Annotated in this window: 13 protein-coding genes; 10 read left to right on the top strand and 3 right to left on the bottom strand. The window is 41.7% G+C overall.

Annotation, left to right across the window (positions count from 1 at the left end):
• Positions 1 to 206: 206 nt before the first annotated feature.
• On the bottom strand, positions 207 to 1832 hold the full coding sequence (locus VB620_RS05205) for a DUF655 domain-containing protein (RefSeq protein ID WP_323195080.1): 1626 nt from the start codon (positions 1830 to 1832) through the stop codon (positions 207 to 209).
• A gap of 139 nt (positions 1833 to 1971) precedes the next feature.
• On the opposite strand from VB620_RS05205, the gene VB620_RS05200 reads away from it, so the two are divergent.
• From VB620_RS05200 to VB620_RS05175, 6 genes are all read left to right on the top strand, one after another.
• Entirely contained in the window at positions 1972 to 3246 is a 1275-nt protein-coding gene (locus tag VB620_RS05200; RefSeq protein WP_323195079.1) for an RNA-guided endonuclease InsQ/TnpB family protein, read from the top strand.
• 72 nt (positions 3247 to 3318) lie between these two features.
• Complete coding sequence (locus VB620_RS05195; protein WP_323195177.1) at positions 3319 to 4470, top strand: cysteine desulfurase family protein; 1152 nt, start codon at positions 3319 to 3321, stop codon at positions 4468 to 4470.
• A 160-nt stretch (positions 4471 to 4630) separates the two neighbouring features.
• Positions 4631 to 6205, top strand: coding sequence for a DEAD/DEAH box helicase family protein (locus VB620_RS05190; protein ID WP_323195078.1), 1575 nt, complete (start codon positions 4631 to 4633; stop codon positions 6203 to 6205).
• Positions 6135 to 7358, top strand: coding sequence for a DUF790 family protein (locus VB620_RS05185; protein WP_323195077.1), 1224 nt, complete (start codon positions 6135 to 6137; stop codon positions 7356 to 7358). Before VB620_RS05190 ends, VB620_RS05185 begins: the two co-directional genes overlap by 71 nt.
• Entirely contained in the window at positions 7355 to 7591 is a 237-nt protein-coding gene (locus VB620_RS05180; protein WP_323195076.1) for a hypothetical protein, read from the top strand. Before VB620_RS05185 ends, VB620_RS05180 begins: the two co-directional genes overlap by 4 nt.
• A complete protein-coding gene (locus VB620_RS05175; RefSeq protein WP_323195075.1) occupies positions 7578 to 8027 on the top strand; it encodes a type II toxin-antitoxin system VapC family toxin in 450 nt (149 codons plus the stop codon). The genes VB620_RS05180 and VB620_RS05175 overlap by 14 nt, the downstream gene beginning before the upstream one ends.
• A gap of 45 nt (positions 8028 to 8072) precedes the next feature.
• Here the strand turns inward: VB620_RS05175 and ccmS are convergent, their stop codons facing one another.
• Positions 8073 to 8501, bottom strand: a complete 429-nt coding sequence (ccmS, locus tag VB620_RS05170; RefSeq protein ID WP_323195074.1) for a beta-carboxysome assembly chaperone CcmS — start codon at positions 8499 to 8501, stop codon at positions 8073 to 8075.
• 49 nt (positions 8502 to 8550) lie between these two features.
• Positions 8551 to 10359 carry an ABC transporter ATP-binding protein gene (locus tag VB620_RS05165; RefSeq protein ID WP_323195073.1) on the bottom strand — a complete coding sequence of 603 codons (1809 nt, stop codon included), beginning with the start codon at positions 10357 to 10359 and terminating at the stop codon, positions 8551 to 8553.
• Between the two features lie 124 nt (positions 10360 to 10483).
• On the opposite strand from VB620_RS05165, the gene VB620_RS05160 reads away from it, so the two are divergent.
• The 4 genes from VB620_RS05160 (at position 10484) to VB620_RS05145 (ending at position 14501) form a co-directional block, all read left to right on the top strand.
• Entirely contained in the window at positions 10484 to 10870 is a 387-nt protein-coding gene (locus tag VB620_RS05160) for a four helix bundle protein (RefSeq protein WP_323195072.1), read from the top strand.
• Positions 10871 to 10987: 117 nt separating this feature from the next.
• Positions 10988 to 11836 carry a prohibitin family protein gene (locus VB620_RS05155; RefSeq protein WP_323195071.1) on the top strand — a complete coding sequence of 283 codons (849 nt, stop codon included), beginning with the start codon at positions 10988 to 10990 and terminating at the stop codon, positions 11834 to 11836.
• A gap of 84 nt (positions 11837 to 11920) precedes the next feature.
• Positions 11921 to 12337, top strand: coding sequence for a DUF1824 family protein (locus tag VB620_RS05150; RefSeq protein ID WP_323195070.1), 417 nt, complete (start codon positions 11921 to 11923; stop codon positions 12335 to 12337).
• A gap of 229 nt (positions 12338 to 12566) precedes the next feature.
• Positions 12567 to 14501 (top strand): ABC-F family ATP-binding cassette domain-containing protein, encoded by a 1935-nt coding sequence (locus VB620_RS05145; RefSeq protein WP_323195069.1) that lies wholly within the window; start codon positions 12567 to 12569, stop codon positions 14499 to 14501.
• Positions 14502 to 14516: the final 15 nt, after the last annotated feature.

Below are 14516 nucleotides of genomic sequence, written 5' to 3'. Positions count from 1 at the left end.
AAACAGATATCTTTTGTGAAGTTTGTGTGTTGATTTGGGTATGGGTCAGTACCTCAATTGCGGGAGAGAAAGATCAGATTTATCTAACTTTCGACAATCGTATATATACTGAAAAAGTATAATCAGTTATATTCTTACCCTCATAGTTTTTTCACGGAAGGGTGAGAGTGGGATTTTTTCCAGTCAAACTGAAACTGGTGTTTGGGTTACCAAATTATGCGATCGCCCCATTGTTGTGTCATCCTGGTACTAATGCCGGAAACCTGGGCTAAATCATCTAGAGATGTAAATTTTTGCTGCTGACGAGCTAGAATAATTTTCTCTGCTAATTTTTCACCTATGCCGGGAAGGGTAACTAATTCTTCTAAAGTCGCCGTATTAATATTGACTGGTTGACTTTCTACACTACTAGTAGGAGCGACAATCTGGGGACATTCCTTGATTTCTGCGGTAATTTTTCTTTGCACTGAGGTAGGTACACCCAGCCTCACATCAGCATACAGACGTTGAAATTCTCGCACATAATGGGCGGCAATGGTGGGATTTTCCACTATTAACAGTGCTTCATCGTTACCATGATTGGCAGCTTTTGACCAGTTGTGAGAACCTGTAATTACTGTTTGTGCATCAATTACGCCAAATTTATGGTGGAGTAAATCACCTCTGGGTAAAGTCGGTACACCGACAGTAGTTAAGGGATTTCCCCAAGGATTATTATCTGTTTCATATTTACAATTATTACTCAGCGCTACTCCCATCATATCCATAGCGTCGCTGTAGTCACGATGGGCGAATTGGGAATCAATCAAAGCGCGGATAGAGACATTTTGTTGATGACGGGTTTCGAGAATGTTAGCTAAACGCTGTTCTGAAAAGACAAACAACGCCATATCAATAGATTTCGTCGCCGATTTTAAAGTTTCCCCAATTAAACCATTACTAGATTTATTCCAAGGTTGACTAGGGGAAGTAGGAGAAAAATAGACAGTAATTTTGGTATTACCTAATGTTATAGTTTTAGGCGATCGCATCGGTTTTTGTACACCAAATCGGCTATCTGGCTGACCTCCCGGACCATCACCCCACATAATATTAAACTCTTCGGTAAATAAACCAGCTAACTCTGGGCTATCAATGCGTAAAAAATTATTCGCATTCCCTAAACTGCTGAGATTACTATAATCCCCGTGGATATCACTGAGAGTAAAATTCGCCGAAGTTTGAATTACCCAACGATTATCCACCACCACAAATTTATGATGCATCAAATCACTACCGGCGGAACCATCAGCAGTGTCATCTATCCAAGGGATATTGCCATTGTATAAAATGATTAAGGCATCTCGTTGATTAATTTCCGACTGACTGAGTTTATCATCTCCGTTTAAATCGACAAAATCAGCAAATTCTTGATATCGGGTTTGTTCTCTGGGCGTTAACTGCTGCACTTCCCCAGGTGTTAAACTACTCCAAGGGCGACTGTAATTATCTTCTAAAATTACCCTCACCTGCACACCAGCCTTTTGTCTTTCTACTAAGGCTTGGGCAATTTTTGGTAACCGTAACTCTTGAATAGCCACATCTACTGTAGAGGTAGCTTGATTAATAGTATCAATAATTTTTTGCTCTAAGTTATCCCCCAGGCGAGATTGTTGGCGGTAAGGTTCTGGGTATTGTGCTGATTGGGAATGGTTAAAGTAAACTTGAACTAAAGGATCTTGCGGTAAAGCTGGTAATAACAGCTGATTTTCAGATGCGACTTTTTGACAAGCCACTAAAGCCAAAACCAGTAAAAATATCAGAAAATATCGGCGGGGTGGAAAAAACGGCACGGTAATTTGCTAAAAGTGAATTGGGATTCAATAGATTTATCGAATAATTGGGTTCAAAACCCCGTGCTTGCAGCACGGCATTAATTTACTAGAGAAAGTAGTGCTAGTAAATATGTTGTAGAATAGTGAAATGCTAACCATGAATTACCGCTATCGAATCTACCCGAATATCACCCAAGAACAGACACTTCTTGAGTGGATGGATATTTGTCGCGTTGCCTACAATTATGGGTTGCGAGAAATTAAGGACTGGTGCAATAGTCGTAAGTGCATGGTTGATAGATGTTCGATTAGTCATGAATATATCATAGCTGCGGACGTTCCTTTCCCTAGCGAAGTGCGCCAGCTTAATGCTTTGCCAAAAGCTAAAAAAGTATTTCCCCGATTAAGCGAAGTACCAAGTCAGGTTTTGCAGCAAGCACTCAAACAATTGCAGCGAGCATGGGAGGGATTTCAGAAAGTTGGGCATGGGTTTCCCAGATTTAAAAAGTTTGGGCAGTTCAAATCTTTGCTGTTCCCTCAGTTTAAACAGAACCCAGTGCAAGGAATACATATTGCACTACCTAAACTGGGATTGATTCAGATTAAATTGCATCGCCCAATTCCAAGTGGATTTGTGGTGAAGCAAGTTCGGATAATTAATAAAGCCAATGTTTGGTACGCTTGTGTCAACATCCAATGTGATGTTAATGTTCCTAATCCAATGCCGCATGGTCATCCCATTGGGGTAGATGTAGGACTGGAAAAGTTTTTAGCCACCAGTGATGGTGTTCTTGTCAAGTCGCCCAAGTTCCTGAAAGTGATGCAAAGCCAGCTGAAATTGCTGCAACGCAGGCTGTCTCGGAAAAAGAAGCGTTCTAAAAATTACGAGAAACAACGCATCAAGGTTGCTAGACTTCACCACAGGATTGATAACACCCGCAAAGATTACCATTTCAAACAAGCTCATGCTCTTTGTGATGCTGGTGATATGGTCTTCATGGAAGATTTGAATTACCGGACTTTGGCGAAAGGGATGCTTGGGTTACAGATGCTTGATGCTGGGTTTGGACAATTCCGAACCATCACCAAGTACGTGTGTTGGAAACGGGGTAAATTCTTTGCTGAAGTTAGCGCTAGGGGAACTTCTATCGAGTGTCCTGAATGTGGTGCAGAAGTTAGAAAAGACTTGAGCGTTAGAGTGCATCATTGTCCTAGTTGCAATTACACGACTGATAGAGATGTTGCTAGTGGTCAAGTAATTAGAAACAGAGGAATTAAATTAATTAGTACCGATGGGCAGTCGGGAATCCAAAACGCCTATGCAGACGGTTTGCCGGGGACTGAAGAAATTCAGTCTAGGTCAAAGTCGAAAACCCGTAAGACTCGCATTAAACGCAGTCTAAAGGAAGCAACTAGGAAAACTAAGAAGTGATTCTTAGAAGCTCCGTACCTAAAGGTCGGAGTCATGTCACCTTTCCCAAAATGGCATGAATTGATTGCTAATATGCAAATATATCTAGATTATAGTGCTACTACTCCTACTCGCCCAGAAGCGATCGCCACCATGCAAGGAGTCTTAACTCAACAATGGGGCAATCCTTCCAGTTTACATGAGTGGGGACAACGCGCCGCCACAATTGTGGAACAAGCGAGAATCCAAGTTGCAGGATTAATTAATGCGACTGATCCAGAATCTCTGATTTTTACTGCGGGTGGTACTGAGTCGAATAATTTAGCAATTATGGGCATTGCTCAATTGTATGCCATACCCCAACATTTAATTATTTCTCAGGTTGAGCATTCTGCTGTTTCTGAACCGGCGCGGTTGTTAGAAATGTGGGGTTGGGAAGTCACCCGCTTGGCTGTAGATAGCAAAGGTAGAGTTAACCCCCAGGATTTAACAGCAGCATTGCAAGATAACACAGCTTTAGTTTCGATAATTTATGGACAAAGTGAAATCGGGACAGTCCAACCAATTGCAGAATTAGCCAAGATTACCAAGCAGCATGGGGTTTTATTTCACACAGATGCAGTCCAAGCTGCGGGACGTTTACCTATAGATGTAGAGAGTTTATCTGTAGATTTACTGAGCATTTCTAGTCATAAAATATATGGACCCCAAGGGGCGGGGGCGCTGTATGTGCGTCCTGGGGTAGAATTAGTCCCGTTGTTCAGTGGTGGTGGTCAAGAAATGGGCTTACGTTCTGGAACCCAAGCAGTACCTGCAATTGGAGGGTTTGGAATTGCTGCTGCATTAGCCACGGTAGAATTAGCAAGTGAAACACCCAGATTAATTAAGTTACGCGATCGCCTATTTGCTAAATTAGGAAATATTCCCGGTTTAATCCCCACAGGCGATTTAGATCAGCGTTTACCCCACCACGTCAGCTTCTGTCTCGAAAAAGCTGATGGAAAAAAACTCAGTGGTAAAGCCTTAGTCCGACAAATGAATCTAGCTGGTATTGGTATTAGTGCCGGTTCTGCTTGTCACAGTGGTAAACTTAGCCCTAGTCCGATTCTGTTAGCAATGGGTTATCCCAAATCAGCCGCTTTCGGAGGTGTGCGTTTGACTTTGGGGCGTGATACTACCGAAGCTGATGTTGATTGGACTGCGATGGTGTTTAAGCAAGTTTTGCAGAGGCTATTTGCTGAGTGAAATATGGATGAGTGTCACGCAAAGGCGCAAAGGCGCAAAGAATAGGAGAAACTTAAGGAATTACAGCACTTTGCGTTATGAGTAAATAAACCTCTCCCCTCCTAATTTCTCTGTGTCCTCTGCGCCTCTGTGGTTCGTTATCTCTCTGGAAAATTCCTAAATGGCTCGCATCCCTACGTTAAAATTTGACCGAGGTACGTTAATTTTACATCCACCGCCACGGGGTAAGGATTGGATGGATTATGCGACGTGGGATGACCGGGTGGAAAGGTTTCGTATTCCGGCGATTAGATATCGGGCTTTGGTGGAGGCTTTACAAGGGGAAGATGTTGATTTTGTGGATGAGGCTAAGGAATTTTATCCGGTGGATTTAATTCCGAGTATGGAAATGCAGCCATATCCCCACCAAAGTGAGGCTTTAGCAGCTTGGAAGCTGGGGGGAAGACAGGGGGTTGTGGTGCTACCAACGGCGGCGGGAAAGACTTATTTGGCGCAAATGGCTATGGAAGCTACACCCCGCACGACTTTAATTGTGGTTCCAACTTTGGATTTGATGCACCAGTGGTATGCTCATTTGGTAGCGGCGTTTCCTGATGCTGAGGTGGGTTTGTTGGGTGGTGGTTCACGCGATCGCACTGCAATATTAGTGGCGACTTATGATAGTGCAGCTATTCACGCGGAAACCTTGGGAAATAAGTATGCTTTGCTGGTGTTTGATGAATGTCATCATTTACCGACGGATTTTGGTCGGGTAATTGCGGAATATGCGATCGCACCTTATCGTTTAGGATTGTCAGCAACACCAGAACGCACTGATGGTAAACACGCTGATTTAAATATTCTCATTGGACCGGAAGTCTATCGCAAACGGGCTGAGGATTTAGCGGGGGGTGCTTTAGCTAAACACGAAATTGTCCAAATTAAGGTGAAGTTATCCCAAAATGAACGGGAAAAATACAATCAATTAATTCAAACTCGCAATGATTTTTTACGCCAATCTAAAATTGCTTTGGGAAGTATTCAAGGTTGGCAAATGTTTGTGAAAATGAGTGCGCGATCGCCTTCTGGACGTAGGGCTATGTTAGCACACCGAGAAGCGAAAAATATCGCTTTGGGTACTGATGGTAAGTTAAGAATTTTGGCGAATTTGTTGGCGGAACATTTCCCGGAAAGGATTTTGATTTTTACGGCTGATAATGCGACGGTTTACAAGATTTCTCAACAGTTATTAATTCCGGCGATTACTCATCAAACTCCTGTGAAGGAACGCCATGAAATTTTAAGTAAGTTTCGGGAGGGAGAATACAATACTTTGGTGGCTTCTCATGTGTTGAATGAGGGGGTTGATGTTCCTGCGGCTTCTGTGGCGGTGATTTTGTCGGGTACTGGTTCTACTAGGGAATATATACAACGTTTGGGTCGGGTATTACGTAAGGGGAATGTGGCTAATAAGCGGGCGATTTTATATGAGGTGGTCGCGGAGGATACTAGTGAGGAGGGGACTTCGGCGCGACGTAGGGGGGAAGAGAGGAGGAACGAACCGCCAAGTCGCCAAGGTCGCCAAGGGAAGAGGGGGAGTTTACAGGTTGTTTATGGGGGTGGGAAGGGTAGTGTTCCGAAGGCTGCGGAACAGGTAGAGATTAAGTATTCTACGGATAAGAAAAATGTTACCGACGGATTTACTGAGTCATCGTCAAAACGGCGAGGAAATTATTCCGAAGAGGTTGAAGATTGATAACCAAAGTTTGGCGTTGGGGAATGAGTTAATTGCTTGTTTTCATGAGTCTTTGGGTAAGTCTCAGGGGGTTCTGGAATCTCAACTTTTGGATTTGGAGGGTGATGCGACTGATTATCGGTTGAAGCGGGGTTTGGCTTATATTCTCAAAAGCAGTTTCTGTACTTTTGAAGTGGTGAGTCCTCTGGAACCTCCTATGTTAAGGGAACGGGTGTTTGCTTTGGCGGCGAAGTCGGTTCCTTGTGGGGAGTCTACTCAGTTGACTTTAACTAAGATTGCTGATGAGTTGAGTCAGGAATTGCAACGGGAGATTTTATTAGAACAGGTGCGGGATGGTTTGTATGCAGATTTGAATGAAAATAAGATTTTAACTAATTTTGATGCGCCCACTGCGGTGGATTTATTAAATAGATATAATTTGTCTCAGGTACAGGGAATTTTTTATAAAGCCAGTAAGTTAATTTTAAATGCTCATCGCAATGTTCCCGGAGAATATAAGTTGTTATTTCGTTATTTGAAGTTATTTCAGTTAATGGCTTATATTGAAGGTGATGCTGACCACGGGTTTACAATTACGGTGGATGGTCCGACGAGTTTATTTAATCCTAGTACAAGATATGGACTGGCGATCGCTAAATTAATTCCGGCTTTACTTCATGTCACCAAATGGAGTCTTTCCGCGACGTTACAAACTCGTGATACTTATACTAAAGCTTGGAAAACTGGACGATTTACCCTCAATTCCGAATGTGGTTTAGTCTCTCACTATTCCAAGGGTAAACCCTACGATAGTATGTTAGAGTCATCCTTTGCCGATAAATGGGATGCACTGAAAACCGAATGGGTATTAGAAAGAGAAGTAGATTTATTACCAGTTCCTGGTAGTGTAATGATACCCGATTTTCGGTTAGTCCATCCTGATGGGCGAGACTTCCTCTTAGAAATAGTCGGTTATTGGCGACCAGAATACTTACAAAAGAAATTTTATCAAGTCCGAACCTCCGGATGTCAAAACCTAATTTTAGCTATTTCCGAAAGATTGAATTTAGAAAAAGCCGGAGTAAAATTAGATAACGTCCCCGCCAAAATCGTCTGGTTCAAAGATAAACTCTTACCAAAAGCCGTCTTAGCAGTAATCGAGGAAGATGTATGAAAAGTATAGAAACAATTGCTACAGTCACAAAAGACGGTAAAATAACAGTGCAATTACCACTGGATATCCCAGCCGGTGAGCATCATGTGGTGATAGTAATTGAAGAAAAATCTCCCATTGAGAAAGTAGAGAGTCAGGAAAAGAAAGCACCTCTCAAATTTTCTGCATATCCTGTAGGATTAGTTTCTGAAAATCTGACTTTCCGTAGAGAAGACCTTTATGCAAACGACTAACAACTCTGTTTTCATCGATACGAATATTTTAGTTTATGCAAATTTAGCTTTATCGCCATTTCATGTACAAGCTACAGAAAGACTACAAGCGCTTTCACAACAAGATATTAATTTATGTATTAGTCGCCAAACTCTAAGAGAATATTTAGCAGCAATGACAAGGCGAAGCGACTTAACCGAAGGAATTCCTATTGCATCCTTAGTGGTAGACGTGCGGAATTTTGCTACTTATTTTCACTTGCTTGAGGATAATTTAGAAGTTACAGAAAGATTACTGACACTCATAGAGCAAATTCCTAGCGGTGGTAAACAAATTCATGATGCGAATATTGTCGCCACCATGCTAGTTTACAATATCCCTCAATTACTCACCCACAACACAAGTGACTTTACCCGATTTTCTAAATTAATTAATATCTTACCCCTGCAAACATAAATAACTTCTTTTACTCACAATAAAACCCCTCGGCGAACCTTGGCGTTAAAAAAACTCCACCTTATTCATTCTCTCCTCCAACAAATCCAACAACTCATTCACATCCTTTCCCACCTCCTCAAAACAAACCGGAGGAAGAGGTTCTGGCGCAAACTGAATCAACTTAAGTTCACCCTTCCCAATCCCAATCATCACCACCTCCTCTTCCGGTTTATGATGATCAACAATACCCAAAATTTCCTGAAGGCGATTGTCCACCTTCTCATTTAAAACCTCAATCGCTTCTTGGGGACAATAAATAAAATGAGGACTAGGCTGTAAATCAATCCCCACAGTACCCTGACTCTTCTCATTTTCTAACCACAAACCCCAAAACAACGCCGCCAAATCGCGCTGATTTTCCTTAACAAACCTATCTAACTGGGTACGCCACTTACTATTCTGCGAAACCTGCGGACTACTTCCAAACATCATAAATAATTCGTAATTCGTAATTCGTAATTCGTAATTGAATGGGTGAGATTTATCTTACCCCACTTTGCACACGCCAGAGGCTTGTATAAATAGCATCTTTATCTAGTAATTGCTCATGAGTCCCTGACTCTATCAACTTCCCATGTTCCATCACATAAATACAATCAGCATTGCGGATAGTAGAAAGACGATGAGCGATCGCAATAGTAGTTCTATCTACAGTAATCCGTTCGAGCGATCGCTGAATAGCCGCTTCTGTTTCATTATCCACCGCCGAGGTAGCTTCATCTAAAATTAAAATCGGTGGATTCTTTAAAACTGCACGAGCGATCGCAATCCTTTGACGTTGACCACCAGATAACTTTTGACCACGTTCCCCCACAATTGTCTCATAACCTTGGGGCAGTTCCATAATAAATTTATCAGCCTCAGCCACCTTAGCCGCCTCAATTATCTGGGCTTCCGTAGCCTCAAAACTGCCATAAGCAATATTTTCCGCCACCGTACCATGAAACAAAAACACATCCTGACTCACCAAACCAATACAGCGCCGCAAATCACGCACATTTAAATCTGGTAAAGGTATCCCATCCACAGTAATTGTGCCAGATGTCACCTCATACAGCCGCAATAAAAGTTTCACTAAAGTGCTTTTACCCGAACCCGTGGAACCAACAATGGCAATTGTCTGACCTGCGGGAACACGCAAACATAGATTCTCCATCACAGATAATCTATCTTGATAAGCAAAACTCACATGATCAAATATCACTTCTCCCCGCACCCCATCCACAGGTAAAGCCATCTTCCCTGGATGAATAGCAAAAGGAGTATCCAACAGATTCATCACCCGATAAGTAGAAGCCATCGCCCGTTGATATAAATCAAAGGTATCGCCTAACCGAGTTAAAGGCCAAAGTAAACGCTGTACCAAAAATATTAAAACACTGTAAGTCCCGACAGTCATCCTTCCAGCCACCGCTTCCATTCCCCCAAACAGGAGTAAAGCGGTAAAACTGATTAAAATCAACATCCGAATCAACGGTATAAAGGCCGCAGAAAGTGCGATCGCTTTCGAGTTACTTTGTTTATAAGCTATACTTTCAGCCTCTAAACGTCCAGCTTCATAATCCTCAGCCGTAAAACTCTTAATCGTCGTGATTCCACTCAAATTATTAGATAAACGTCCATTCAGTAAACCCACCTTTTCCCGCACATCAGCATAACGCGGTGCTAGCAACTTCTGAAAAGCTACCGAACCCCAGAGAATAAAAGGCATCGGCAGAATTGCCATCCACGCTATACTAGGAGCCAAAACCAAAAAAGCCCCGCCAATAATTACAATAGTCGTGGCTACCTGAACAATGTCATTTGCACCCACATCCAAAAACCGCTCTAATTGATTCACATCATCACTCAGGATAGACATTAACCCCCCAGTGCTGCGTTCCTCAAAATAAGCCAATTCCAACCCTTGCAGGTGTTTATATGCATCTAAACGCAAATTATGCTGAATCCTCTGCGCCAAGTTGCGCCACAATAGCTTGTAACGATACTCAAAAAATGATTCTAAAATCCAAGTAATCACCGTCAGCAGAGACAGAATCAAAAATTGCCCCAAGACATCTTGAACACCGAACTGAGCAATGATAGAATCCTGCTGCTTCACCACCACATCCACTGCGATCCCAATTAATGCCGGTGGTGCTAAATCAAAAAGTTTATTCAGAACAGAACAGCCAATAGCCAGCCAAATTTGTTGCCGATACTCATGTCCGTATTCCAGTAATCGCTGAAGGGGATGTACTGAATGCTGACTTCTTCTTGATGCCTGATCAGATTTAGATGCTATAGCCACAATTATTTAAATTTGCGTGACACCGATATTACCACAATAAGAGGCAGGGGGGCAGGGAGCGGGGAGCAGGGGGGATAAGAGGCAGAGAGCGGGGGTAAGATAGGTAAAAAAAGTAGCAGGGAACATGAAAAAAGAACCAATTAAAAGTCATGAAGACTTGGAAGTTTACAAAATGGCATTTGATGTTGCCATGAAAATTTTTGAATTATCAAAGAAGTTTCCTATAGAGGAGAAGTATTCACTGACAGATCAAATTCGTCGTTCATCTCGTTCTGTTTGTGCAAATCTTGCAGAAGCATGGAGAAAGCGTCGTTATGAAGCAGCTTTTGTCGCTAAACTCAGTGATTCCGAGGCTGAGGCAGCAGAAACACAAACTTGGCTTAAGTTCGCGGTTAAATGTAATTATTTAGATGTAGAAACAGGCAGAGAACTTTATGGAGCCTACAATAGCATCTTAAGCATTCTAGTAACTATTATCAACAACCCAATACCTTGGCTGTTAAAACGCTAATTCCCTCCCCCTGCCTCTTCTCCCCTGCCCCCTGCACTCTTCTCCCCTGCCTCTTTTTACCAAGGACGTGTCACCATAGTACAGGAGTTGCCGAAAGATGCAAAAGGAGATATAACCTTGAAAAGTCAACAATTTGGGAATTGGCAAACCACAGTTTTTGGAATTGTGTTAGCACTAATTGTCCTCGTCGGACTAAATTCCTTTGTTATTCTTAACCCAGGACAAGCCGGAGTCATCAGCATCTTAGGTAAAGCTAGAGATGGTGCGCTACTAGAAGGGATTCACATTAAACCACCCCTGGTATCAATCGTTGATGTGTATGATTTGACAGTACAAAAGTTTGAAGTACCAGCAGAAAGTTCTACCAAGGATCTGCAAAATTTATCAGCACGATTTGCCATTAACTTTCGCCTTGACCCCACCCAGGTAGTTGAGGTGAGAAGAAAACAAGGTACTTTAGCAAATATTGTTTCAAAAATCATCGCTCCTCAGACACAGGAAGCATTTAAAATCGCTGCTGCTAGAAGAACAGTAGAAGAAGCAATTACCAAAAGGAGTGAATTAAAAGAAGACTTTGATTTAGCTTTGGGCAATCGCTTGGCTAAATATGGGATAATTGTGCTAGATACTAGTGTAGTTGACTTAAATTTTTCACCAGAATTTGCCAAAGCTGTAGAAGAAAAACAAATAGCTGAACAACGGGCGCAAAGAGCCGTTTATATAGCGCGGGAAGCTGAACAACAAGCACAAGCAGATGTTAACCGTGCCAAAGGTAGAGCAGAAGCTCAAAGACTCTTAGCAGAAACCCTCAAAGCCCAAGGTGGACAGTTAGTTCTGCAAAAAGAAGCAATTGAAGCTTGGCGAAATGGTGGCTCTCAAATGCCAAAAGTCCTGGTTATGGGTGGTGATGCCAAAGGCAGTCTGCCATTCATTTTTAACTTAGGAAATGTGCAAAATCAATCGTAATTTGAGTAAATAATTATATAAACGGGGTGGGACTAACCCACCTCACAAACACAAAGCCAAACCCAGAAAATCATCCACTGATTTATGACGACACCAAATCATCAAAATCTCACCATCTCCGAAGCGACTAAAATTCTACACAAATTTAACTGTTTAGACATCGCCCCTATTCTCAAACCCTCCGAACAAGCTTTAGTGCGTCGGGCTTTAGTTTTAGTGACTAGTATTTCTGATTACCAAATATTAGGAATTTGTGCTGATACCGCAGCAGAAGGGATATTAGCCATGAGGACTTACTCTTATGCCTTTGGTTATGAAGTACCTACTGATTTAGACACACCAGAAGGGCCAGTTTATATCAAATTAAATGGCAAAAATGGTTTATGTTACCTCGATTCATATTCAGGACATCATCGGGGCGTATTAATTTCTTGTCAATCTTATAATGAAGGGGGAATCAACGAAATGTATGGACATTTACCCTTGGATTTATTTGCATAAAATTTCTCAGTGTCAATGGAACTATTCCAAATGTGTAAGAATTTCCTGATAGTATTGTGACTGACACAGGAGGATAATAGACCAGATTTTGGGGTTAAATGAAGTATGGCAAAACATCAGTAACCACAGATTTTTTCCCAGGTTACAGAAATAATTCTGTACTTCATTCATATCACAATTACTATCAAATTTTCTCAAGATAGCGACTAATAACTAAGTTTTAATTTTTATGAGTATTATTACACTACAATCAGTTAAAAAAGATTTTGGCATCAAAGAAATTTTACAAGATGCCAGCTTTAGCCTAGATGCTACTGATAAAGTTGGGTTAATTGGCACTAACGGTTCTGGTAAATCAACTTTATTAAAAATGATTGCCGGGCTAGAATCAATTGATAGTGGACAGATTACCTTTAGTTCTGGTGCAAAAGTAATTTATTTACCCCAGCAGCCTGACTTGGATGAAAGTCACACAGTTTTAGAGCAAATTTTCGCTGATAGTGGCGAACATCTGGCTTTGGTGCGTGAATATGAAGAACTATCTCACAAATTGGTTCATCATCCAGAAGATAGTCAATTGATGTCCCGCTTGTCTGGGGTAATGCAACGGATGGAAACCGCAGGGGCGTGGGAACTGGAAACCAACGCTAAAATTATTTTAACTAAGTTAGGAATTTCTGACTTTGATGCTGTCATCGGGACTTTATCAGGAGGTTATCGCAAGCGCATCGCCTTAGCCACAGCTTTGTTATCAGAACCAGATGTTTTACTCATGGATGAGCCTACTAACCATCTGGATGCTTTTTCTGTGGAATGGTTGCAAAGTTATTTAAATCGCTTTCGCGGCGCACTTTTACTAATCACTCACGATCGCTACTTTCTTGATCAAGTCACTAACCGGATTATTGAAATCGATAGAGGTGATATTTACAGTTATTCAGGTAATTACTCATATTACCTCGAAAAGAAAGCCTTAGCAGAAGAATCGGCAATTAGTAGCCAACGCAAACATAAAGGTGTCTTACGCCGGGAATTAGAATGGTTAAGCCGGGGACCAAAGGCTAGAAGTACCAAACAAAAAGCCCGTATTCAACGGGTTGAAGCTATGCGAGAAACTGAGTTTAAACAAGCTCAGGGTAAAGTAGATATTTCCACAGTTAGCCGTCGCATTGGTAAAAAAGTTATTGAGTTAAATAATATCTCTAAGGGCTACGATGGACGCACTTTAATTAAAGATTTTACCTACGAATTTAGTCCAGAAGATCGTATTGGGATTATTGGCGGGAATGGTACGGGTAAATCTACTTTAATGGATATGATTACCAGACGCATTCAACCAGATTCCGGTAGTGTGGAAGTTGGGACTACGATTCACATTGGCTATTTTGACCAGCATTCGGAAGAGTTACTCTCAGCTGTGGACGAAAATCAGCGCGTGATTGATTACATCAAGGAGGAAGGAGAATTTGTCAAGGTGTCTGATGGAACTCAAATTTCTGCTTCTCAAATGTTAGAACGGTTTCTGTTTCCTGGAAACCAACAGTATGCACCAATTAATAAATTATCTGGGGGAGAAAAACGCCGTTTATTTTTGCTGCGGATTCTCATTGGTGCGCCCAATGTATTAATTTTAGATGAACCTACCAATGATTTAGATGTGCAGACATTGGCGGTATTAGAGGATTATCTAGAAGATTTTGCTGGGTGTGTAATTGCAGTTTCTCACGATCGCTACTTTTTAGATCGGACTGTAGATACTATTTTTGCTTTGGAAGAGGGCGGTAATCTGCGAAAATATCCAGGTAATTACTCAATTTATATTGATTACAAGAAAGCAGAAGAGGAAGCGGAAAAGCAACAACAAGCTAGCAATACCCCAGAAAAACCACCAGCAGAGACAAAAGTTGCAACTTCAGCTTCAGACAGCGAAAATAAACAACGTCGCCGACTATCAAACTGGGAAAAGCGTGAGTTTGAGGAGTTAGAAGGTAAAATTGCCAAGTTGGAATCAGACAAAGCTGAAGCGGAAAAAGCCTTGGTAAATGTCTCTCCTGGGAATTATACCCAAGTGCAGAATCTCTACGAACAGGTGGAAAACCTCAAGCAATCGATTGATGTCGCTACGGAACGCTGGTTAGAATTAGCTGAGATGGATTCACAATAAAATCGGTAACAAATA

Origin of the sequence: Nodularia harveyana UHCC-0300, from assembly GCF_034931085.1 — a bacterium.
Taxonomy (GTDB): Bacteria; Cyanobacteriota; Cyanobacteriia; order Cyanobacteriales; family Nostocaceae; genus Nodularia; species Nodularia harveyana.
Note: the sequence above shows the minus strand (reverse complement) of the source record. Positions and strands in the feature narration are given on the sequence as shown.